We start from the raw sequence: 18949 nt of genomic DNA on the forward strand, positions 1-18949 counted from the left end.
AGGAAAAATTGTCATGAAAGTACTTGTTATTGGAGCAAACGGACAAGTTGGTACACATTTAATTACGAAATTGGCAGAGCGCGGTCACGAACCAGTCGGGATGATTCGCGATACAGATCAAGTAAAAGCCATTGAAGATGCTGGAGGCAAAACTGTGCTCGGTGATCTTGAGAAAGATTTCTCTCAAGCGCTGTACGGTTGTGAAGCGGTCATTTTTGCTGCAGGTTCTGGCCCACATACTGGTGCCGATAAAACGATTATGATTGACCAGGAAGGTGCGATTAAAGCTGTTGATGAAGCAAAACAACAGGGCATTAAGCGCTTCGTGATGCTAAGTACAGTTGGGTCCGATTACCCAGAAAAAGGACCAGATGAAATGAAGCCTTACTTATACGCCAAAAAACGTGCCGATGAGCACTTAAAAGCAACGAACTTAACGTACACCATTCTTCGTCCAGGTCGCCTTTCTAATGACCCTGGTACAGGAAAGATTCGCGCTTCTGAAACATTAGAAGACAAATCCGGTCAAATTCCACGCGAAGATGTAGCTGCTGTTCTCGCTGAAGTGCTAGAGAATGAGCATACGTTTAATCGTTCATTTGAGGTTCTAGACGGTGATCTGAACATAAGTGATGCAATTGGTCAGCTATAGAGTTGATTTTTGTGAGAGACTTAACTTCCGTTAAGTCTCTTTTTTCTGTTGGATAATGTTACTCCTTGTATTTCTGACGTCGTTATAGAAAAATAATCAGTGACTTTTTCATCATTTTTCGACGGAAAAATTGCGGTGAAAGCGAACTAATGATAATGTGGTATAGGTCAGTGCATGAAAGCGTTAACATAAAGGAGTAGAGAGAATGAACATCTTAGAATGGCTAGAGAAAATTAACGGCGTTCTGTGGGGAGCACCAAGTCTAATTTTGTTATTTGGAACAGGTGTTTTTCTCACATTGGTTTTAAAAGGACTGCAGTTTCGAAAACTTGGGTATGCCTTTAAATTAGCATTTTCAAAAGAAAAAGAAGAGGATAGCAGTGCTGAAGGTGATGTTAGTAACTATAAAGCGTTAATGACAGCTCTTGCAGCAACGATTGGAAATGGGAATATTGCAGGGGTTGCAACGGCTATTACGATCGGTGGACCAGGTGCTATCTTCTGGATGTGGGTAGTCGGCCTTGTCGGGATGGCAACCAAATATGGTGAAGCCCTGCTTGCCATGAAATTCCGTGTGAAAAATGATAACGGTGAATATGCTGGTGGGCCAATGTATTATGTTGAAAAAGGGCTCGGTCCAAAATGGAAGTGGCTTGCGATCTCGTTCGCGTTATTTGGTGCCATTGCTTCACTTGGTATCGGGAATAGTGTTCAATCGAATACAATTGCAAGTGTGGTTGATGAAAGTTTTCACATTGATGGATGGGTGACAGGGGTTATTCTTGCCGCACTTACGGCTCTTATTATTTTCGGTGGTGTGAAACGGATTAGTTCTGTAGCTGGATTTTTTGTTCCGATTATGGCAGTACTCTACATAGTAGGAGCGGTCATCATCATCATTCTAAACTTTGATGCAGTGATTCCTGCAATGAAATTAATCTTCACGTATGCTTTCTCTCCTCTATCGGCTGTAGGAGGATTTTCTGGTGTAATCGTAATGGAAGCCGTGAAGTCGGGCGTTTCCAAAGGGATTTTCTCTAATGAAGCAGGACTTGGTACAGCAGCGCTGATTGCAGGAAATGCGAAAGCGGACCACCCTGTTAAGCAAGCGCTCGTTGCCATGACTGGTACGTTCATCGTGACGATTATTGTTTGTACGATGACGGCACTCGTACTCCTCATCACAGGATTTTGGGATCCAACCGGGGGAGACCTCTCAGGAGTAATGCATGATCCAAACCTTGAGGCTGGTGCGTTAACGACCGCAGCATTTGGATCAAGTCTCGGCATAATAGGCGAGTATATCGTCACGTTTTCGGTTATATTCTTTGGTTTCTCAACCATTATTGGTTGGTATGTGTACGGTTATAAATGCTTTGAATATCTTGTTGGTACAAAAGTAACGATATATTATGGTGCTGTTTATATATTCGCGTGTTTTATTGGAACGGTTGCGAATTTAACAACAGTTTGGGCTTTTGCAGACATGGCCAATGCCCTGATGATGATTCCAAACTTAATTGCGCTATTATTGCTTTATAAAGTGATTAAAAGTGAAACCGACGACTACTTTAATCGTTATCTTGTTGAATACGAAATGAAGAAAGCGAGTTAGTGAGCTCGTTCTAGATCATCATGAAAAAAGCCCTGCTGAAATTCAGCTGGGCTTTTGCTTATTCTTCTGGCGTTATTTTCTTGGATGGTGCAGATTCATTTCCAAAGATATTAACCGTTGTCACATAGTAGGAAGAGCTCGAAGCATCTGGATCGGCAAAGCTCTTACGTTCAAGGTTTGATACACTCTCTATTTGCTTGTACACACCGTACGCATCCGCTTTGTAAATTCGATAACCGACGACATTTTCATCACGAACGGCATGCCATGATAAAAAGTTTCCGCTCACACTGAGGTTAGTCGGAGCATCTGGAACTTCATCAGGGTTTACTTCTTCCTTTTTATCAAGGTTTTCTTCTTTTAACTCAGTAGAGACAACAAGCCTTTCTTCATGTGTTCCTTTCGAACGATTAAAAGTTCCGACACACGTAATGAGATTCAATGTGCGTGAATCTGTTGGTCCAAAAATTTTCTCGATTGGGGAATCATTGTATGGGTATCTTTCTTTCCCTGTCACAACGAAGGTCATTGTTTCACCATCTTGACCAGTTAAAATAATTTCATCCCCTTTGGAAAGTTTTTCGAGATAAAAGAAGATTGCGGGCCCAGTTTTACTATCTACGTGTCCGGCAAGAACCGCATTTCCTTTTGTACCTGGTTTAAAGCCAGGCTCAAACCAGCCCACTTTATTGATGTCCTCTGGTACACCCATTTGTCCATTATCTAGAACGCCTACATTCTCTATCTCAGCTGTTACATCAATGGCCGGAATTTCTAATTGAACCGGTTCAATCCCTTCTTGAACGTCCTGAGAGGCTTTTGCTTTTTCGATTTTTTCCTTTTGATCATCTAGGAGTAAGAATTCATCAGATAAAACATCCGGCTTCTCCATTTCTTCTACATCGATATTCGACTGTGTTTCTTCTGAGGAATTTGTTTCCAATTCCTGAACCGTTTCAGGCTCAACATAATTATTATATCCAGCAAGGACAAGCCAGATAATCGCACCAACGACCAGCAACAAAATCTTCCTCATCTTCTTCACCTCTTTTATTCAATTTATCTTAATCAACCTTTACTGACAACGCTCTTACATAGCTAACGAAATGAAATGAAAAATGGATCACTTATAAACAAAAGTAATAACCAGAAAAAAGATTGACCTTATGTAAGTATCGGTGTACTATGTAACTAATACACCAATACAATAAGGAGAGTTGCAAAATGACGAATTGGAGTGGGCTGTTACGAAAAGAATTTCGTGTAACAAGAACTCTACTACTGGGCGTTATCACATTTGATTTACTTGTGATGATCGGTTTCTATCTGGGATCAGCAAAATGGGAAGTCCCATATTTAACGGCCATTATAGGAGGCGTACTAACAGGGCTACACGTTTTCTTTCTACCGCTCTACTTATTAATTAGTCTGAATACAGAAGGACGAAACTTGCATTTATGGCTCCATAATCCGCAATCAGGAGCACGCTTACTTGGAGCGAAAATACTAAATGGGTTACTCGCACTCCTGATTTCAATGGGAATTGTGAGTGGATTAGCCTTACTAGCCTACAACCTGGAGACAAGTGTTTTTGAGTTTCCAATCGAAAACGTATGGCTGTTTGGATTCTATTTTCTAACCGTTATTGTAGCTGGGTCCCTTTATATGGGGACATGGCTGACGTTCTATTGGACGCTTTATCAGGTATTGAAAACGTATATAGGCAGGTGGGCGGTTCTTTTTGTCCTCATCCTGATCGGTTTTATGAGTTGGTTAAGTTCATGGTTTGATGGAACAAGCATTTCAAAAGGGTTAAGTGACTGGGGATATGTCCAATTGCCCTCACCGTTAAATATGGAAGTTAGTCAACGAGAATTTGATTTAACCGTTTCAACCTTTCCGTTTCCGATTGGAAATGTCGTATTCGACTTCATCACTTTAGTCCTCATTTTCCTATTAACATGCTGGTTACTTGATCGAAAAGTGGAGGTGTAACGGATGGGAGAAGAATTTAATCCATCTAAGCCGATTTACCTGCAGCTAGTGGATCGCATTAGCTGGGAAATTATTAAGGGGGAACGGAAAACTGGTGAAAAACTCCCTTCGGTAAGGGAAATGGCCATTCAATCAGGTGTTAATCCAAATACAGTGTCGCGAACCTACAATGAACTGGAGAGGATGGAAATCGTGGAGACGAAGCGAGGGCAGGGAACCTTTGTAACCGAACAAAAAGAAAAACTGATCCAACTTCGAGAACAGCTTAAGATTAACCACATCCAGAATTTTATTGAGGAAATGAAGCAAATGGGTTTTTCATCTGAAGATATGATTGATGGTATTCGAACTTACGTTACAAACGAAAAGGAGAATCAATCATGATTACATTTGAGAACGTATCAAAACGGTATCTTACAAAACAAGCGCTTACTGACGTGAGTATATCCATTCCAACAGGGAAAATTATTGGTCTTGTAGGATCAAATGGGAGCGGGAAATCCACGTTTATGAAAATGATTGCAGGTCTCGTTTCGCCGTCTAAAGGAAACGTGATGATTGACCAGGAATTAACTTCACGAAGGACGGCCAACAAAGTGGCTTATCTTTCTGAGTTAGATGCGTATTATTCTTTCTTCTCAGTGAAAGAGACAATCCACTTCTTTGCGACGCAGTTTCAGGATTTTGATATCGAAAAAGCGCATGAAATTATTGATTTCATGGAAGTGGATATAAATCAAAAGGTGAAACATTTATCAAAAGGTAATCGAGGCAGATTGAAGATTGCGCTCACCCTGGCAAGAGAAGTACCGATTATTTTAATGGATGAGCCACTATCAGGTCTCGATCCGATGGTGCGTGACTCGATTGTCAAAGGACTGCTTTCCTTTATTGATTTAGAAAAGCAAACGGTGATCATCACCACACATGAAGTAACGGAAATTGAACCATTGCTAGAAATGGTTATTGCGATTCGAAACGGAAAAGTTCTAGCACTTGAAGATGTTGAAACTATTCGCGAGAGAGATCGTATGAGAATAGTAGATTGGTTAAAAAAGTTGTACCTAGAGGAGGCGTAATATGTCAGTAAAACCAGTTGTCCAAATTCGAGATTTAACAAAAGTAATTGGAAAGAAAACCATTATCGATCAGCTTTCATTTGATGTCTATCCTGGTGAAGTGTTTGGTTTTCTAGGACCGAATGGAGCAGGAAAAACAACAACGATTCGAATGATGGTTGGACTGATGAGAATGACAGAAGGGGAAGTTCTCATTGATGGAAGTAGTATTAAGACAGATTACGAGAATGCGATTGTTAAAGTAGGGGCCATTGTTGAAAATCCTGAGATGTACAAATTTCTAACGGGTTATCAAAATCTTGTCCATTATGCTCGAATGGTAAAAGGGGTTTCAAAAGAACGGATTCAAGAAGTCGTTCAATTGGTTGGATTACAAGGTCGCATCAATGAAAAAGTGAAAGGTTATTCACTTGGAATGAGGCAGCGCCTTGGACTTGCGCAAGCCCTTCTTCATCGTCCTAAGCTTCTTATTCTTGATGAGCCAACAAATGGCCTAGATCCTGCCGGTATTCGGGAAATCAGACAATACCTACGAACGCTTGCAAGAGAAGAAAACGTTGCTGTCGTTGTATCAAGTCATTTATTATCAGAAATCGAATTGATGTGTGACCGAATTGGTATTATTCAGTCTGGAAAAATGGTCGATGTGCAGCGGGTGAACGACTTTGTTAAGAATGATCATGCCGTTATGGTTTCTTTTGAAGTCGATCCCGTGGAACATGCGATTCATGCTGTTAAAGCGAATTTTCCTGATTGTGAGATTGAACAGGCTGATCGTAAGTTGACGATTAAAATCGAGCATGAGCTTATTCCAGAGGTAACAGCCGTCCTTGTAGAAAAAGGTGTCCGGGTCTACGGTATTCAATCCTCTGTGAAAACATTAGAAGATGTGTTCCTTGAAGTTACTGGAGGTGAACAGGTTGTCTAGTATGGTACATTTAATTCAAAATGAAAACATGAAGATTTACAGAAGAGTTGGAACGTGGGTAATGATTGGCCTTGTGGTGGCAGCTGTTCTTGTAACAGCCATCTTTACCAATATGAATGCAAGTGATGAGACCTCAAACTGGCGCACGGATGCTGAAAGCACCATTCAACAATCTGAAGAAACGCTAAAAGATTCAGAGGGGATGCCAAAAGCCTTCAAAAATAGTCAGGAACGTTCGATTGCGATTAACGAATATCGATTGGAAAATGATATTCCTCCTTTAGCGAGTGATTCCATTTGGAGCTTTATGGATAGCTCTACTGGCGTTGTGAGCTTAATTTCCATCTTCACGATCATTATCGGCGCTGGTGTGATTGCGAGTGAATATTCTTGGGGCACCATCAAGCTTCTATTAATTCGACCGGCTTCACGGACGAAAATTCTAGCTTCTAAGTTTATAGCAACCCTACTATTTGCACTATTCTCACTTGTGATTTTATACATCTCTTCATTTATCATCGGCGGGCTATTCCTTGGTTTTGATGCCGTGGATCAACCATACCTCACTTATTCGGGTGGGGAAGTGTCAGAAACGAGTATGGCGGTTCATTATATCGTTGAATATGCACTTGCTAGCGTGAATTTGCTTATGATGGTCACGTTTGCGTTTATGCTATCAAGTATTTTCAGAAGTTCATCTCTTGCGATCGGACTTGCGATTTTCTTAATGTTTACAGGCAGTCAACTGACGTTTATTTTAAGTCAGTACGATTGGGTGAAATACATTCTTTTTGCTAATACAGATTTAAGTGTCTATTTCGATGGTTCGCCGCTTATCGAAAGTATGACGCTCGGCTTCTCTTTAGTCACTTTGCTCGTCTACTTTATCGTTTTCTTATTCTTATCATGGCTTCTTTTCACAAAACGAGATGTTGCTGCATAGGAAAAAGCCGGTCATCGACCGGCTTTTTGTTTGGACTTTTTTCGAAAATGGTATAAGAAAAATAAAACGATGATTAGAAGAGGTAAAAGAATAGGAGAAAGACCTATTAGTAGAACGATTGTTTTAGAGAAAAAAGCAAGGAGCCCGTTTGATGTAGTTATAAAGAGATTTTTGGCTTCAGAAAGTGTTTCGAAATCCTTTTCTCCAATTGATGAAACTGCTCGTTTCTTTTGTTCAAGTGAGATGGTTACAGTAGAATAATCGCTTTGATTAGCGAGATAATTGATTTGCCCTTTCAGCTGTTCCACCTCTTCCTGGACACGAGAAAGTTCATTGGATATCGCTAACAGGTCATCTGTATTAGTAGCTTCGTTTAAGAACGACTCCAGTCTTTTCTGAACAGCTTCTTTTGCTTTTAATCGTGAAGAAAGATCGACGTAATTTTCCGTTACATCCCTACTTGTAATCGACTTTTGCGGGGCTCCTTTTGCGAGAGTTTCTACATTACGTAGATAAGCGTCAAATTGTGATTGGGGGATTCGAATGGTCATTGATCCAGTAAAGGTGTTCTCCTCTGAAAAAGTGTTTTCCTCCACAACATATCCTTCAAATCGTTTGGTCGAGTTCTTAATTTCATCAATCGCCTGTGTTAAATCTTCTACGTTTAAGGAAAGGGTAGCGTTAAAAATCACTTTGCGTTCTTTTTGCAATGGAGGCATTTCTTGTTTCTCTTCATCAGACTGCCTGTTTTCGTCTGCTTCTCCACTATCATTATGCTCTACAGTGGGAGGTTCAGCACCCTGATCACTGGAGCTGCTTTCTTCACTTAAACTGCATCCAGCTAGCATTAAAATAGAAGTAAGGATTACAAAAAGCCATCTTTTCATAGCCATATCCCCCCGCTTCAGTTATTTATGAAATAGACGGGATGTGAACTGCTTAGGTTACAATTTCCATGATATGATAAAAGGTAACTGACTCAAAAAAGGAGTTGCCTTTTGTGCTTTCAATCTTTGAAAATGCGAATGTTATTGATTTGGTCATCACCATTTCAGTTATACTAGGTCTTTTTCTTATTCGATTTTTAATCAAATTATGGCTTACAAAAAGGGAAAAAGAAGAGATCTATCCAAATGGAATCCGTCCAGCATTTCTTTCCTTTATCAATTGGACAACAGGTTACGCCATACTGCTGTTCGTCTTACTTTATTTCTCTGATAACAGCTGGATGTTTAGCCCTTTATTTGCCATCGGAAAGGTAGAAATTTCTCTCTTTCTTATTTTAATTGCTTTATTCATTATTACGCTTGCGAACCGAATCTCAAAAATCGCAACGTCCTTCCTGATGCCCCCCGTTTATGATCGGTATAGTTTAGATACAGGATTGCAATTTACCTTTAATCGCATTTTTCACTATACGTTAATGGTCGTAGCGGTCTTCATTAGTTTAACAACAGTAGGGATTGATCTTAGTGCATTAACCGTCTTTGCAGGTGTGCTTGGGGTAGGAATTGGTTTTGGCATGCAGAACATCGCGAATAACTTTATTTCTGGGTTAATTATTTTATTTGAAAGGCCAATTAAAGTAGGCGATCGGGTCATTATTAACGATATTATCGGTGACATTGAAAAAATTAATATGCGAGCAACAATTATACGTACGCTTGATAATGAAAGAATCATTATGCCGAACTCCTATTTTATTGAAGAACAAGTTGTGAATCATTCCTACGGTGATTCAAGGCTACGGCTTGTTTTGCCGATTGGCGTGGCATATGGATCTGATGTAGAGCTTGTAAGAACGCTTCTTCTAGAAGTCGCGAAAGAAGAAAAGGAAAACTCGATGTATGTTCTTGAAACGCCGCCGCCTTTTGTGAATTTTCTAGGATTTGGTGATTCGTCATTAGATTTTCAACTGTTCATTTGGATTTCATCCCCAAAAGCAGCAGTAGAAACAAAAAGCAATTTGAATTTCCGGATGAATCGGATCCTTGCAGAAAACAATGTTGAAATTCCATTTCCACAGCGTGATTTACATGTGCGAAGCTTAGATGAAAAAGTGATTCAGCAATTAACAAAGCGATAGCGGAAACTCACATCGTTTTCACATCATTCTTACAAATTTCTTCGTAGGTTGTTGTCCATAATAGGACATGTAAGAACCTACCTATGAAGGGAGAATGATGAAAATGAACAAATGGATGATTGGCGTCGCGTCGGTGATGCTTGCGGGAGGAATTGCTGGAGCAAACGTTTATGCAGCGGATAGCGATACGGAAATGGACGAATCGGTTCCATCACAAAATGATGAACTGGCAGGTCCTGGAGGTCATCATGGAAAAAGAGGTCACGTTGAAGACCATTCTGAAGATCGTGAGCTCCGCATGGCAACGTCTGAAAAGAAAGATCAGCTCATTGATCTCTTGCTTGACCAGGATGCTTCCAGTGTAGATGGGGTGGATGAACTTCAAAAAGAGCTTGCCGATCTTAATACTCAATTGGATGCTTTGAAAGAAAAAGCCGAAGCTGCGCATAAAGAAAAAGAAGCGAACATGCAAGAATGGAAAGATAGTGGGGAACGCCCCTGAGTTAACGGAAGAAGAGAAAACCGCACGTGAAGAGGCTCATAAAGAAATGCAAGCGAACAGAGAACAGGCTTCTGAACTGGTGAAACAAAAAAATGAAGTACTCGATCAGTTAATAGAAAAGCTTAGCTAGTTATGATGAGAGATAGGGAGCTTTCCCTATCTTTTTTGTTTGCGTCAGCACTACGTAGACGGATTTACTGTGAGAGAAGCGTAGGCTAGAATATGAAGGAAGTATGGGTTAAAGAACGGGGGGAAGAAATGCCACACGTTTTTGTTATCGATGATGAACAAAACATTAGTGATATTTTAGAAAAGTATTTAAAGAAAGAAGGGTTTACAGTTTCAACCTATCAGGACGGAGCGGAAGTGTTACGTGCTCTTGAAACGACTGAACCCGATTTATTGGTTATGGATATTATGATGCCTAATATCGATGGGCTTGAACTGCTGCGAAGATTAAGAAAGGATTCTTTTATACCGGTCATCGTTGTTTCGGCAAGAGATGAAGAGCTGGATCGGATCCTAGGACTTGAACTTGGGGCCGATGATTATTTAACAAAACCATTTAGCCCACGTGAACTTATTGTGCGGATCAAGAACCTATTTAAACGAGTGAATCGAGTAGAACTTGAAGTGAATTCCTCTGTAATCAATGTAAAGAATGTGCAGTTGCATAAGAAAAAGCGACAAGTCTTTATAGAAGATCAGGAACTTGTATTAACACCGAAAGAATACGATGTACTTGCTTTTCTTATTCAGAACCCTGGACAGCCATTCACGAGAGAAAAGTTAATTGAAACAATCTGGGGCTATCACTATGCAGGAGATGGAAGGCTGATTGATGATCTTGTGAAACGACTGCGTAAAAAGATGGTTGGTGCAGATGTGAAAATCGTTACGGTCTGGGGGTATGGATATAAAATCGATGAGGAAAGTTAAAATCGCGACAAAATTATTTCTTAGCTACGTTAGTTTAATCGTGGTGATTCTTCTCATTACGACGGTCTCATTTCGCTACCTTTTTCAAGAATACCTTGTTCGTGAAGCGAGGGACCAGCTTCAGAAAGAAGGCCTTCAAATTAGCCAGATGCTTGAAGAACGAAATTGGAAAGGGAAGCAGCCCCCGAATGGCTTACTGGATCGTAGAAGAATTGAGATGGCGGGTAATCTCATTTCATCTCAGTTTATTATTTACAGCAAGAATGATTAGGCGATTTATGCAAATGTCGATGAAGATGTTCAGCTCGAGTATGAGGAAAACAAAGGAAAGTTATTTATCACAGAGGAAGTGCCCATCAATGCCTCACGTGAGCAAATTGGCCGACTTGTCCTTTTTACAAAGGTAGAGAGTTTGGAAGATTTCAACCGCATTATCGAGCAGGCACAGGCTCTTAGTCTCTTCGTTTCTGCGGCGGTTGCAGTCCTCCTGGCTGTCTGGATGCAAAGAGGCATAACGGGACCCATTCGACTGTTAGCAGATCACATGAAAGGATTTAGTATGCGAAAGCCGAATCCTCCACTGAAACTTAAATCAAAAGATGAAATTAATGAACTAGCACAAACTTTCGAAGAACTAACGGATCAGCTACGTAAAAATGATTTCGATCAAAAGGAATTTCTTCAAAATGCTTCTCACGAACTTAAAACCCCTTTGATGGCGATTCAAGGGAATGCGGAAGGAATTCTAGACGAAGTGATTGTCGGAAACGAAGTGGAGCATAGCCTCCAAGTCATCGTGAATGAGACACAACGACTCAAAAAGATCGTGCAAGATCTATCTTATTTAACAAGGTTAGAAACGGTAGAAGAGTCTTTCACCTATGAATTCGTTCATATAAACCGTATCCTTCAAGAAGCGATGACAGCTATAAAACCACTAGCCTATCAAAATCAATTAACGCTCGAGTATGATGGCGATTCTGAAATTCAAGCGAGGGTGGACGTAGACAAAATGAAGCAAGCTTTCTTGAATATTCTTGGCAATGCCCTTCGATTCGCTTCATCCCTAATCGAAATTCGTATGTGGAAAGATGAAAGTCAGGTTACAGTCGAAATTCAAGATGATGGTACTGGATTTGGAGAGAACCCCGGTCGCGTTTTTGATCGGTTTTATACAGGAGATCAGTCTGGCTCTGGAATCGGTTTAGCCATCACAAAAACGATTGTAGAAAAGCATCATGGCGAAATTTACGCTGAAATTCATAAAAAGGGAGGAAGGGTTGTCATTACGCTTCCTTTGCTACATGGATGAAGTTATTAATTTTTATGTTCGTTTAATTTTTGAAGGATTTCTTTGCTTTCTTCTTCACTTAGAAGACCGAATTTCTGACACAGCTGTGTGTAACCGGCGAGCTTCTTAAAGCATGTCGTTTTTTTCATCAAACTCACCTTTCTTTCCTTAAGGAAACTTTTTTAGGTGTTAACAATATATGCTTCAACGAAGTGATTGTGATAGGTGTTTGTCTTAAAAGTTGAAATAAATTCTCGTCAATGTAACAATAGAGCTTGTGTAAAAAAGAAGGGTCATGTAAGATAGTGTTATCAATATTTAGTGGTATAAGGTGATTTATTACACTATATATGGTTTTTTTCTAAAAATAAATAGTTGAGTATGCGGTGTCGTAAACGACTTAAAAGGGAATCCGGTCTGAATCCGGAGCTGTCCCCGCAACTGTCGTGTGGACGAGGCAAAAAACCACTGGAGTCATTTCCGGGAAGGTTTGCCAAGGACGAAGCACAAGCCAGTAGACCTGCCGTGTACTCAAAACGTTTCTATTCTTCGGGGATTGAGGGTGAGAGATGGCATCGGAAATGTGTACATATGTGCACGTCTAACTTGTCGATTTCTCCAGGCTCACTCTGTTAAGGGTGAGCCTTTTATAATGGAATAAAAAGGAGAGAGATTTATGAGCACAGTGATCGGTACGAATGTAACAACACTGATAGAGGAAGTAAAAGGTATTCTAAATGACTATTCTTTGCAGACAAGTGAAAACTTCCTTGAGAAAACAATAGAGACCGTCAAAGAGAACGCTGCCCAAGAAGAGGTTGAGAATATCGTTATTTTAAATGCTTTAGAACGAATAACCGCAGAAGAGCCTGACTGGACCTATGTTGCGGCGGCATTTCATCTTCGTACGCTTTATCGGAATTCTCTTCATAACAGAAATGAAAAAGAAGTATATGGAAAAGGAAGCCTTTACCGTCTTCTTCAACTGCTGACACAGGAAGGCATTTATAACAAAGCTCTTCTTCAATCTTATTCGAAGTATGAAGTGGAACAGGTTGCAAGTCTAATCGCTCCAAACCGAGACCGTCTCTTTACATACATTGGGCTTCGCACACTTGCAGATCGTTATCTTGCGACCGATCATGAGAAGAATGTTTATGAATTACCACAAGAACGTTTTCTTATCATTGCAATGACGCTGATGATGAATGAACCAAAAGAAAAGAGACTGAAATTCATTAAAGAAGCTTATTGGGCACTATCAAATCTCTACATGACTGTAGCGACACCCACCCTTTCAAATGCTGGTAAAAGTTACGGTCAGCTTAGCTCGTGCTTTATTGATACAGTGGATGACAGCCTCCGAGGCATTTACGACAGCAATACGGACGTCGCAACTGTATCAAAAAATGGTGGTGGGATTGGCGCATACCTCGGGAAAATCCGTTCCCGTGGAAGTGATATCAAAGGATTTAAAGGGAATTCATCAGGTGTTTTACCTTGGATGAAGCAACTAAACAATACAGCCGTTAGCGTGGATCAATTAGGTCAGCGCCAGGGCGCTGTTGCGGTTTACCTCGATGTCTGGCACAAAGATGTTTTTGAATTCCTTGATGCCAAACTTAATAACGGAGATGAACGCATGAGGACGCATGACCTTTTTACCGGCCTTTGCATTCCAGACCTTTTTATGGAAGCGGTAGAAGACCGGACAGAATGGCATTTATTTGACCCACATGAAGTCCGTCAGGTGATGGGGTTCTCTCTTGAAGATGCTTATGATAATGAAAAAGGTGCAGGAGAATTTCGCATGAAATATGCGTTGTGCGTGAATCACCCTGAACTATCAAGAAAAACCGTCCCAGCGATTGAGATTATGAAGCGTGTCATGAAATCCCAATTGGAAACAGGGACGCCATATATGTTCTATCGCGACACGGTTAATCGCACAAATCCAAATAAGCATGCTGGGATGATTTATGCTTCAAACCTTTGTACCGAGATTATGCAAAATATGAGTGCGACGACCGTTGAAGAGGAGATTACGAAAGACGGTAAAATTATCATTACGAAAAAGCCAGGTGATTACGTCGTTTGTAATCTATCAAGTATCAATCTTGGGCGTGCTGTGACGGCAGATGCGCTTGAACGGTTAATTCCAATTCAGGTAAGAATGCTTGATAACGTCATCGACATTAACACCATTGAAGTTCCTCAAGCACAGCTAACAAATGAGAAATACCGTAGCATCGGTCTTGGAACATTTGGGTGGCATCATTTAATTGCCAAAAAGGGGATCGTTTGGGAAAGTCATGAAGCGGCAAAATATGCAGATGAACTATATGAAACGATTAATTATTTAACGATACAGGCGAGTCATGAACTTGCTGTTGAAAAAGGAAGTTATTCACTTTTTGAAGGCTCTGATTGGCAAAATGGCGAGTACTTTGCAAAGCGCGGTTATACGAACGGAAAATGGCGTGTACTGAAAGAAAAGGTTCATACAACTGGAGTTAGAAATGCTTATTTACTGGCTGTTGCGCCAAACAGTTCAACGAGTTTAATAGCCGGATCGACTGCCTCGATTGATCCGATTTTCCAAAAAGAATATTCAGAGGAAAAGAAGAATTATAAAATTCCGGTAACAGCACCTGACCTATCCCCTGAAACAACCTGGTATTACAAATCGGCGTATCACATTAATCAGCTGTGGAGTATTGAGCAAAATGCGGCCAGACAGCGCCATGTCGATCAGTCCATTTCATTTAATATCTATGTACAAAGCACGGTGAAAGCAAAGGACTTGCTCAACATTCATATGACAGCATGGAGAAAAGGGTTGAAGACAACGTATTACACTAGGAGCACTTCGGTCGAAATCAATGACTGTGAAAGCTGCGCAAGCTAAAGGAGGATTTCTAAATGGCGACAATACAGAAAAGAAAACTCTATGACGTTTCGGCACCCAATAGCTCGACGGGCATTATAAACGGTGAGAGCTCAAATGTTCTAAATTGGGATGATGTCCGCTTTAGCTGGGCGTATCCAATGTATAAAAATATGTTAGGTAACTTTTGGACACCGTTTGAAATCAACATGTCAAACGATGTAAAGCAATGGGACGCATTAAGTGAAGATGAGCAAGATACGTTTAAGAAAATCATTGGACTTCTCGCTTTTCTAGATTCAATTCAAACCGACTATTCAAGTAAAGTAGCAGATTATTTAACAGATTCAAGCCTATCTGCACTCATGCAGGTGCTTTCCTTTCAGGAAGTTGTGCACAATCAGTCCTATAGCTACGTTCTTTCATCACTTGTCAATAAACAGGAGCAGGATCGAATTTTCGAATACTGGAAACATGATGAGGTGCTCTTAGAGCGGAATCAATTTATTGCTTCAGGATATGAAACGTTCGTGCAAGATCCATCACCGCAAACGTTATTTGAATCGATCGTGTATGACATTATTCTTGAAGGACTTTTCTTCTATGCCGGGTTTGCTTTCTTTTATAACCTTGCCCGTAATCAAAAGATGGTGTCAACTTCAACAATGATTAACTACATTAATCGTGATGAACAGCTTCATGTCACGTTGTTCATAAACATTGTGAAGGAACTGTTCAAAGAGCATCCTGAACTTAATACGAAAGAAAATCATGCTTTCATTACGAACACATTTCGTAAAGCGGCAGAGCTTGAAATCAAGTGGGGAGAATATATCATTGGTCATCGTTTTCCTGGTATTACGATGAGTGAACTAAGCGACTATATTAAATTCATGGCCAATATGCGTGTGAACCAGCTTGGCATTGAGCGTCCTTTTGAAGGGCATCGTGAGAATCCAATGAGATGGATCAAAGCGTATGCAGATGTAAATGCCGGTAAAAGTGATTTCTTTGAACAAAAGTCGCGTCAGTATACAAAAGTGTCAGATGATAATGGGTTTGATGATCTCTAAATAGCGAGCGAAAGGAATGGTCCTCCATCCTTGTAAGTGTAACGTAAGCACAAATCAGTTGTTCTCCTACTAAATTAGTAATGAACTATAAAAAAAGGAGGATGACTCTTTGTTTAACCATTACAATCATCAACAATCTGCAGGTTTTCCGCCAGTAGGGAACCATCAACGCCTCACTCAATACGATCAACACTATGTTTTTAATAGCTATGCAAAAAGTCATTATCCCCGTCAGTATGGCCATCGATATGGAGGATACTGTCCCTGACAAGCTAGAGGAATGGGTTGCTTATGAAGATCAAAAACGATTGGAGGAATGGAACGTATTATCTCACCAATATTGCGCACCTGATTATAAACCACAAACTTGGAGGCTATTAGGGACCCCAACGATCGAACCATCTTACGTTTAAGCATTTAAAAAGGACTCTAACCTTAAATAGTAGAGTCCTTTTTAATATGTGAGCCACATCTAGAACGATTACAGTGGCACAAAGCAATACAATTCTCTTGATTTATGTTAAAATTTTAGAAATTTCATCACCATTTATGAACGTGGTTATATAAGGAGAGAGAGCGTATGGGGAAGAAGCGGATTGTAGTGAAAATTGGGAGTAGCTCACTGACAAATGGGCGCGGTGAGATCGATTTAAATAAGCTATTAGAGCACGTGGATGCCCTTACGCTACTTAGACAAGAAGGCCATGAGGTGGTTCTCGTATCGTCAGGCGCCGTCGCAGCGGGATTTAAACAGTTAGGGTATCCCACAAGACCAGTTACATTAAAGGGAAAGCAGGCTGCAGCTGCTTTAGGACAAAGTTTACTAATCAAATCTTATATTGAAGAATTTAATCAGCGAAACATCTTCGTGGCACAAGTGCTATTAACTCGGCCAGACTTCTCGAATCAAGAACGATATAAAAATGCGTTCGATACGCTGTCTGAATTACTATCACGAGGTGTGATGCCGATTATTAATGAAAATGATACGGTCTCGACAGAGGAGCTAAAGTTTGGTGATAACGATATGCTCTCAGCCCTTGTGAGCGGGTTAATCCATGCGAATGAGTTAATCATCTTAACAGATGTGAACGGTATTTACGATTCTAATCCTACTACCAACCCGGATGCCATTAAATATCATTCGCTCACAGAGATAAGTGAAAGAATGATTGTACAAGCAGGTGGAGCTGGTTCTAATGTAGGAACGGGTGGAATGAAGTCAAAGCTGATTGCAGCCCAAACAGCGTTAAACTTAGGCGTGCGAATTTTTATAGGTCATGAAACGGGCAAAGAAAAATTACTTCGTATACTTTCTGGTAGAGGAGACGGGACGTATCTTTATCGGGAAAAACCATCCTCTTTTTCAATTAAAAAGCAATGGATTGCCATGCATTCAGACATATCTGGTCAACTTTTTATTGATGAAGGGGCAGAAGAGGCTATTGTACGAAAAGGAAAGAGTTTACTTTATAGTGGAATCAATCTTGTTGTCGGAACTTTTGGTGTTGGAGATGTGGTCGAAGTACTAGGAAAGAACGGGAAACTAGGAAAAGGGCAGGTGAGATATTCATCTGCTTTCTTGGAAAATGTTATTAAAGATGACCAAGAAGGGTGTAATCCTGATTGCGAACCAATTGTTGAAGTGATTCATCGGGATCAATGGGTAGGAATGAGATAACAAAAGTTCCATTCCAAATGGAATGGAACTTTTGTTATTTCATCAAAGATTTTTTCATTATTTCTTTATAGGTTGAAATCTTCTTTGTTAGCATTTCGTCCGTTGCAAGCAGTGTCTCAATTTGATCACGAATAAACTGCTGATGCTCTTCAAGAAGTCTTAACCGCTCGTTCGCCGTGTGTTCTCCTTCAAGAAATAAATGCGTATATTCTTTGATTTGAGAGACCGGCATTTGGGTTTCTCTTAATTTTTTTACGAAGTGTAACCACTTCAAATGTTGTTCGTCAAATTCTCTTATACCATGAGCGTTACGAACGGGAGAAATAATCCCTTCCTTTTCGTAATAACGAAGGGTATGGGCGCTAATATCTACTTTTTCGGCAACTTCACTTATTGAGTACATCCGATCACCTCAAAAATTTATTTATTATCGTTTGACTTAGAGTGCACTCAAACGTCTACAATAAGATTGTATCATAATGAATAAGTGGAGGGATTAACATGAAGTACACTGTTATTACAGGAGCAAGTTCTGGGATTGGATATGAAGCAGCGCTCGCATTTGCAGCCCGCGGAAAGAACCTTGTGATTGCCGCGCGTCGAACTCAGAAATTGGAAGAGCTGAAAAGCGAAGTACAGAAGATTAATTCTGATCTTGATGTGATTATTCGTGAAGCGGATCTATCACTTAACGAAAACGTCTATGCTTTCTATGAAAGTCTTGAAAATATTGAAATTGAAACATTTATCAACAATGCTGGCTTCGGTAATTTCGATCCTGTCGGCAAACAGAAGCTTCCTAAAATTGAAACGATGCTTCGTTTGAATAATGAAGCACTAACGATTCTTTCATCCTTGTTTGTTCGCGATTATGCAAATGTCGAAGGAACGCAGTTAATTAACGTTTCCTCTGGAGGTGGCTATACGATCGTAGCTGATGCCGTGACGTATTGTGCAACGAAATTCTTTGTGAGTGCCTTTACTGAAGGACTTGCTCAGGAGCTACAAGGACAGGGTGCGAAAATGCAGGCGAAAGTATTGGCACCAGCAGCAACAGAAACCGAATTTGCGAACCGTTCAATGGACGTCGATCACTTTGAATATGAAGGAACAGTACCGCAGTACCACACAGCGAAGGAAATGGCAGACTTCATGCTAGATCTTTACGATAGCAATCAAGTCGTTGGGATCGTTGATGGCAACACATACGAGTTTCAATTAAAAAATCCAATTTATCCGTATGTCGCCCGTAACCGCTAAAGATATGAAAATCCTCCT

22 protein-coding genes and 1 riboswitch are annotated in these 18949 nt (G+C 40.4%); of the genes, 18 read left to right on the plus strand and 4 right to left on the minus strand.

The window, feature by feature from the left end; translation table 11 throughout:
- The first annotated feature begins 13 nt into the window (after nt 1-13).
- Together PQ511_RS08715 and PQ511_RS08720 are read left to right on the plus strand one after the other, a co-directional pair.
- Nucleotides 14-652, plus strand: a complete 639-nt coding sequence (locus PQ511_RS08715; RefSeq protein ID WP_273851499.1) for an SDR family oxidoreductase — start codon at nt 14-16, stop codon at nt 650-652.
- A gap of 205 nt (nt 653-857) precedes the next feature.
- Complete coding sequence (locus PQ511_RS08720) at nt 858-2267, plus strand: alanine/glycine:cation symporter family protein (protein WP_273851500.1); 1410 nt, start codon at nt 858-860, stop codon at nt 2265-2267.
- Nucleotides 2268-2325: 58 nt separating this feature from the next.
- Here the strand turns inward: PQ511_RS08720 and PQ511_RS08725 are convergent, their stop codons facing one another.
- Nucleotides 2326-3303, minus strand: coding sequence for a class F sortase (locus PQ511_RS08725; RefSeq protein ID WP_273851501.1), 978 nt, complete (start codon nt 3301-3303; stop codon nt 2326-2328).
- A gap of 188 nt (nt 3304-3491) precedes the next feature.
- Here PQ511_RS08725 and PQ511_RS08730 point away from each other — a divergent pair, with 188 nt between their 5' ends.
- From PQ511_RS08730 to PQ511_RS08750, 5 genes are read left to right on the plus strand one after another with little or no spacing between them, the layout of a single operon-like run.
- Nucleotides 3492-4262: a hypothetical protein gene (locus PQ511_RS08730; protein WP_273851502.1), complete on the plus strand. Its 771-nt coding sequence runs from the start codon at nt 3492-3494 to the stop codon at nt 4260-4262.
- A 3-nt stretch (nt 4263-4265) separates the two neighbouring features.
- Complete coding sequence (locus PQ511_RS08735; RefSeq protein WP_273851503.1) at nt 4266-4646, plus strand: GntR family transcriptional regulator; 381 nt, start codon at nt 4266-4268, stop codon at nt 4644-4646.
- Nucleotides 4643-5341: an ABC transporter ATP-binding protein gene (locus PQ511_RS08740; RefSeq protein ID WP_273851504.1), complete on the plus strand. Its 699-nt coding sequence runs from the start codon at nt 4643-4645 to the stop codon at nt 5339-5341. Before PQ511_RS08735 ends, PQ511_RS08740 begins: the two co-directional genes overlap by 4 nt.
- A gap of 1 nt (nt 5342) precedes the next feature.
- Nucleotides 5343-6269 (plus strand): ABC transporter ATP-binding protein, encoded by a 927-nt coding sequence (locus PQ511_RS08745; RefSeq protein ID WP_273851505.1) that lies wholly within the window; start codon nt 5343-5345, stop codon nt 6267-6269.
- A gap of 1 nt (nt 6270) precedes the next feature.
- Complete coding sequence (locus PQ511_RS08750) at nt 6271-7212, plus strand: ABC transporter permease (protein WP_337957748.1); 942 nt, start codon at nt 6271-6273, stop codon at nt 7210-7212.
- Nucleotides 7213-7223: 11 nt separating this feature from the next.
- Here the strand turns inward: PQ511_RS08750 and PQ511_RS08755 are convergent, their stop codons facing one another.
- Nucleotides 7224-8099 carry a DUF4349 domain-containing protein gene (locus tag PQ511_RS08755; RefSeq protein ID WP_273851507.1) on the minus strand — a complete coding sequence of 292 codons (876 nt, stop codon included), beginning with the start codon at nt 8097-8099 and terminating at the stop codon, nt 7224-7226.
- Between the two features lie 113 nt (nt 8100-8212).
- Between PQ511_RS08755 and PQ511_RS08760 the strand changes: the two genes are divergently transcribed.
- The 6 genes from PQ511_RS08760 to PQ511_RS08785 all read left to right on the plus strand — a co-directional run bounded on the left by PQ511_RS08760 (nt 8213) and on the right by PQ511_RS08785 (nt 12051).
- On the plus strand, nt 8213-9298 hold the full coding sequence (locus tag PQ511_RS08760; RefSeq protein WP_273851508.1) for a mechanosensitive ion channel family protein: 1086 nt from the start codon (nt 8213-8215) through the stop codon (nt 9296-9298).
- Between the two features lie 103 nt (nt 9299-9401).
- Nucleotides 9402-9800, plus strand: a complete 399-nt coding sequence (locus tag PQ511_RS08765; RefSeq protein ID WP_273851509.1) for a hypothetical protein — start codon at nt 9402-9404, stop codon at nt 9798-9800.
- Entirely contained in the window at nt 9784-9930 is a 147-nt protein-coding gene (locus PQ511_RS08770) for a hypothetical protein (protein ID WP_273851510.1), read from the plus strand. Before PQ511_RS08765 ends, PQ511_RS08770 begins: the two co-directional genes overlap by 17 nt.
- 92 nt (nt 9931-10022) lie before the next feature.
- Nucleotides 10023-10739: a response regulator transcription factor gene (locus tag PQ511_RS08775; protein WP_273851511.1), complete on the plus strand. Its 717-nt coding sequence runs from the start codon at nt 10023-10025 to the stop codon at nt 10737-10739.
- Nucleotides 10726-11010, plus strand: a complete 285-nt coding sequence (locus PQ511_RS08780; RefSeq protein WP_273851512.1) for a hypothetical protein — start codon at nt 10726-10728, stop codon at nt 11008-11010. The genes PQ511_RS08775 and PQ511_RS08780 overlap by 14 nt, the downstream gene beginning before the upstream one ends.
- Before the next feature lie 78 nt (nt 11011-11088).
- Nucleotides 11089-12051 carry a sensor histidine kinase gene (locus PQ511_RS08785; protein WP_273851513.1) on the plus strand — a complete coding sequence of 321 codons (963 nt, stop codon included), beginning with the start codon at nt 11089-11091 and terminating at the stop codon, nt 12049-12051.
- A gap of 5 nt (nt 12052-12056) precedes the next feature.
- Here PQ511_RS08785 and PQ511_RS08790 read toward each other — a convergent pair whose 3' ends face one another.
- Nucleotides 12057-12179, minus strand: a complete 123-nt coding sequence (locus PQ511_RS08790) for a hypothetical protein (protein ID WP_273851514.1) — start codon at nt 12177-12179, stop codon at nt 12057-12059.
- Nucleotides 12180-12397: 218 nt separating this feature from the next.
- A riboswitch (cobalamin riboswitch) is annotated at nt 12398-12572 on the plus strand.
- 134 nt (nt 12573-12706) lie between these two features.
- On the opposite strand from PQ511_RS08790, the gene PQ511_RS08795 reads away from it, so the two are divergent.
- The 4 genes from PQ511_RS08795 to proB all read left to right on the plus strand — a co-directional run bounded on the left by PQ511_RS08795 (nt 12707) and on the right by proB (nt 17671).
- On the plus strand, nt 12707-14938 hold the full coding sequence (locus tag PQ511_RS08795) for a ribonucleoside-diphosphate reductase subunit alpha (RefSeq protein WP_273851516.1): 2232 nt from the start codon (nt 12707-12709) through the stop codon (nt 14936-14938).
- Between the two features lie 14 nt (nt 14939-14952).
- A complete protein-coding gene (locus tag PQ511_RS08800; RefSeq protein WP_273851518.1) occupies nt 14953-15990 on the plus strand; it encodes a ribonucleotide-diphosphate reductase subunit beta in 1038 nt (345 codons plus the stop codon).
- Between the two features lie 209 nt (nt 15991-16199).
- Entirely contained in the window at nt 16200-16403 is a 204-nt protein-coding gene (locus PQ511_RS08805) for a hypothetical protein (protein ID WP_273851519.1), read from the plus strand.
- 167 nt (nt 16404-16570) lie between these two features.
- The gene (proB, locus tag PQ511_RS08810; protein WP_273851520.1) at nt 16571-17671 is read left to right on the plus strand and encodes a glutamate 5-kinase; all 1101 of its coding nucleotides are present in this window, start codon (nt 16571-16573) and stop codon (nt 17669-17671) included.
- Between the two features lie 34 nt (nt 17672-17705).
- On the opposite strand, the gene PQ511_RS08815 is transcribed toward proB, so the two are convergent.
- Nucleotides 17706-18074, minus strand: a complete 369-nt coding sequence (locus PQ511_RS08815; RefSeq protein ID WP_273851521.1) for a MerR family transcriptional regulator — start codon at nt 18072-18074, stop codon at nt 17706-17708.
- 98 nt (nt 18075-18172) lie between these two features.
- On the opposite strand from PQ511_RS08815, the gene PQ511_RS08820 reads away from it, so the two are divergent.
- Entirely contained in the window at nt 18173-18931 is a 759-nt protein-coding gene (locus tag PQ511_RS08820) for an SDR family NAD(P)-dependent oxidoreductase (RefSeq protein ID WP_273851522.1), read from the plus strand.
- Nucleotides 18932-18949: the final 18 nt, after the last annotated feature.

The organism is Guptibacillus spartinae (assembly GCF_028610625.1).
GTDB classification, from domain to species: Bacteria; Bacillota; Bacilli; order Bacillales; family Guptibacillaceae; genus Guptibacillus; species Guptibacillus spartinae.

Bases quoted from the DNA above. Each gene is read 5' to 3' on its own strand.
- PQ511_RS08735 (WP_273851503.1), top strand. From the start codon at position 4,266: ATGGGAGAAGAATTTAATCCATCTAAGCCGATTTACCTGCAGCTAGTG.
- PQ511_RS08775 (WP_273851511.1), top strand. From the start codon at position 10,023: ATGAAGGAAGTATGGGTTAAAGAACGGGGGGAAGAAATGCCACACGTT.
- PQ511_RS08740 (WP_273851504.1), top strand. From the start codon at position 4,643: ATGATTACATTTGAGAACGTATCAAAACGGTATCTTACAAAACAAGCG.
- PQ511_RS08755 (WP_273851507.1), bottom strand. From the start codon at position 8,099: ATGAAAAGATGGCTTTTTGTAATCCTTACTTCTATTTTAATGCTAGCT.
- PQ511_RS08790 (WP_273851514.1), bottom strand. From the start codon at position 12,179: ATGAAAAAAACGACATGCTTTAAGAAGCTCGCCGGTTACACACAGCTG.
- PQ511_RS08820 (WP_273851522.1), top strand. From the start codon at position 18,173: ATGAAGTACACTGTTATTACAGGAGCAAGTTCTGGGATTGGATATGAA.
- PQ511_RS08805 (WP_273851519.1), top strand. From the start codon at position 16,200: ATGCAAAAAGTCATTATCCCCGTCAGTATGGCCATCGATATGGAGGAT.
- PQ511_RS08750 (WP_337957748.1), top strand. From the start codon at position 6,271: ATGGTACATTTAATTCAAAATGAAAACATGAAGATTTACAGAAGAGTT.
- PQ511_RS08715 (WP_273851499.1), top strand. From the start codon at position 14: ATGAAAGTACTTGTTATTGGAGCAAACGGACAAGTTGGTACACATTTA.
- PQ511_RS08765 (WP_273851509.1), top strand. From the start codon at position 9,402: ATGAACAAATGGATGATTGGCGTCGCGTCGGTGATGCTTGCGGGAGGA.
- PQ511_RS08800 (WP_273851518.1), top strand. From the start codon at position 14,953: ATGGCGACAATACAGAAAAGAAAACTCTATGACGTTTCGGCACCCAAT.
- PQ511_RS08795 (WP_273851516.1), top strand. From the start codon at position 12,707: ATGAGCACAGTGATCGGTACGAATGTAACAACACTGATAGAGGAAGTA.
- proB (WP_273851520.1), top strand. From the start codon at position 16,571: ATGGGGAAGAAGCGGATTGTAGTGAAAATTGGGAGTAGCTCACTGACA.
- PQ511_RS08745 (WP_273851505.1), top strand. From the start codon at position 5,343: ATGTCAGTAAAACCAGTTGTCCAAATTCGAGATTTAACAAAAGTAATT.
- PQ511_RS08780 (WP_273851512.1), top strand. From the start codon at position 10,726: ATGAGGAAAGTTAAAATCGCGACAAAATTATTTCTTAGCTACGTTAGT.
- PQ511_RS08720 (WP_273851500.1), top strand. From the start codon at position 858: ATGAACATCTTAGAATGGCTAGAGAAAATTAACGGCGTTCTGTGGGGA.
- PQ511_RS08815 (WP_273851521.1), bottom strand. From the start codon at position 18,074: ATGTACTCAATAAGTGAAGTTGCCGAAAAAGTAGATATTAGCGCCCAT.
- PQ511_RS08730 (WP_273851502.1), top strand. From the start codon at position 3,492: ATGACGAATTGGAGTGGGCTGTTACGAAAAGAATTTCGTGTAACAAGA.
- PQ511_RS08725 (WP_273851501.1), bottom strand. From the start codon at position 3,303: ATGAGGAAGATTTTGTTGCTGGTCGTTGGTGCGATTATCTGGCTTGTC.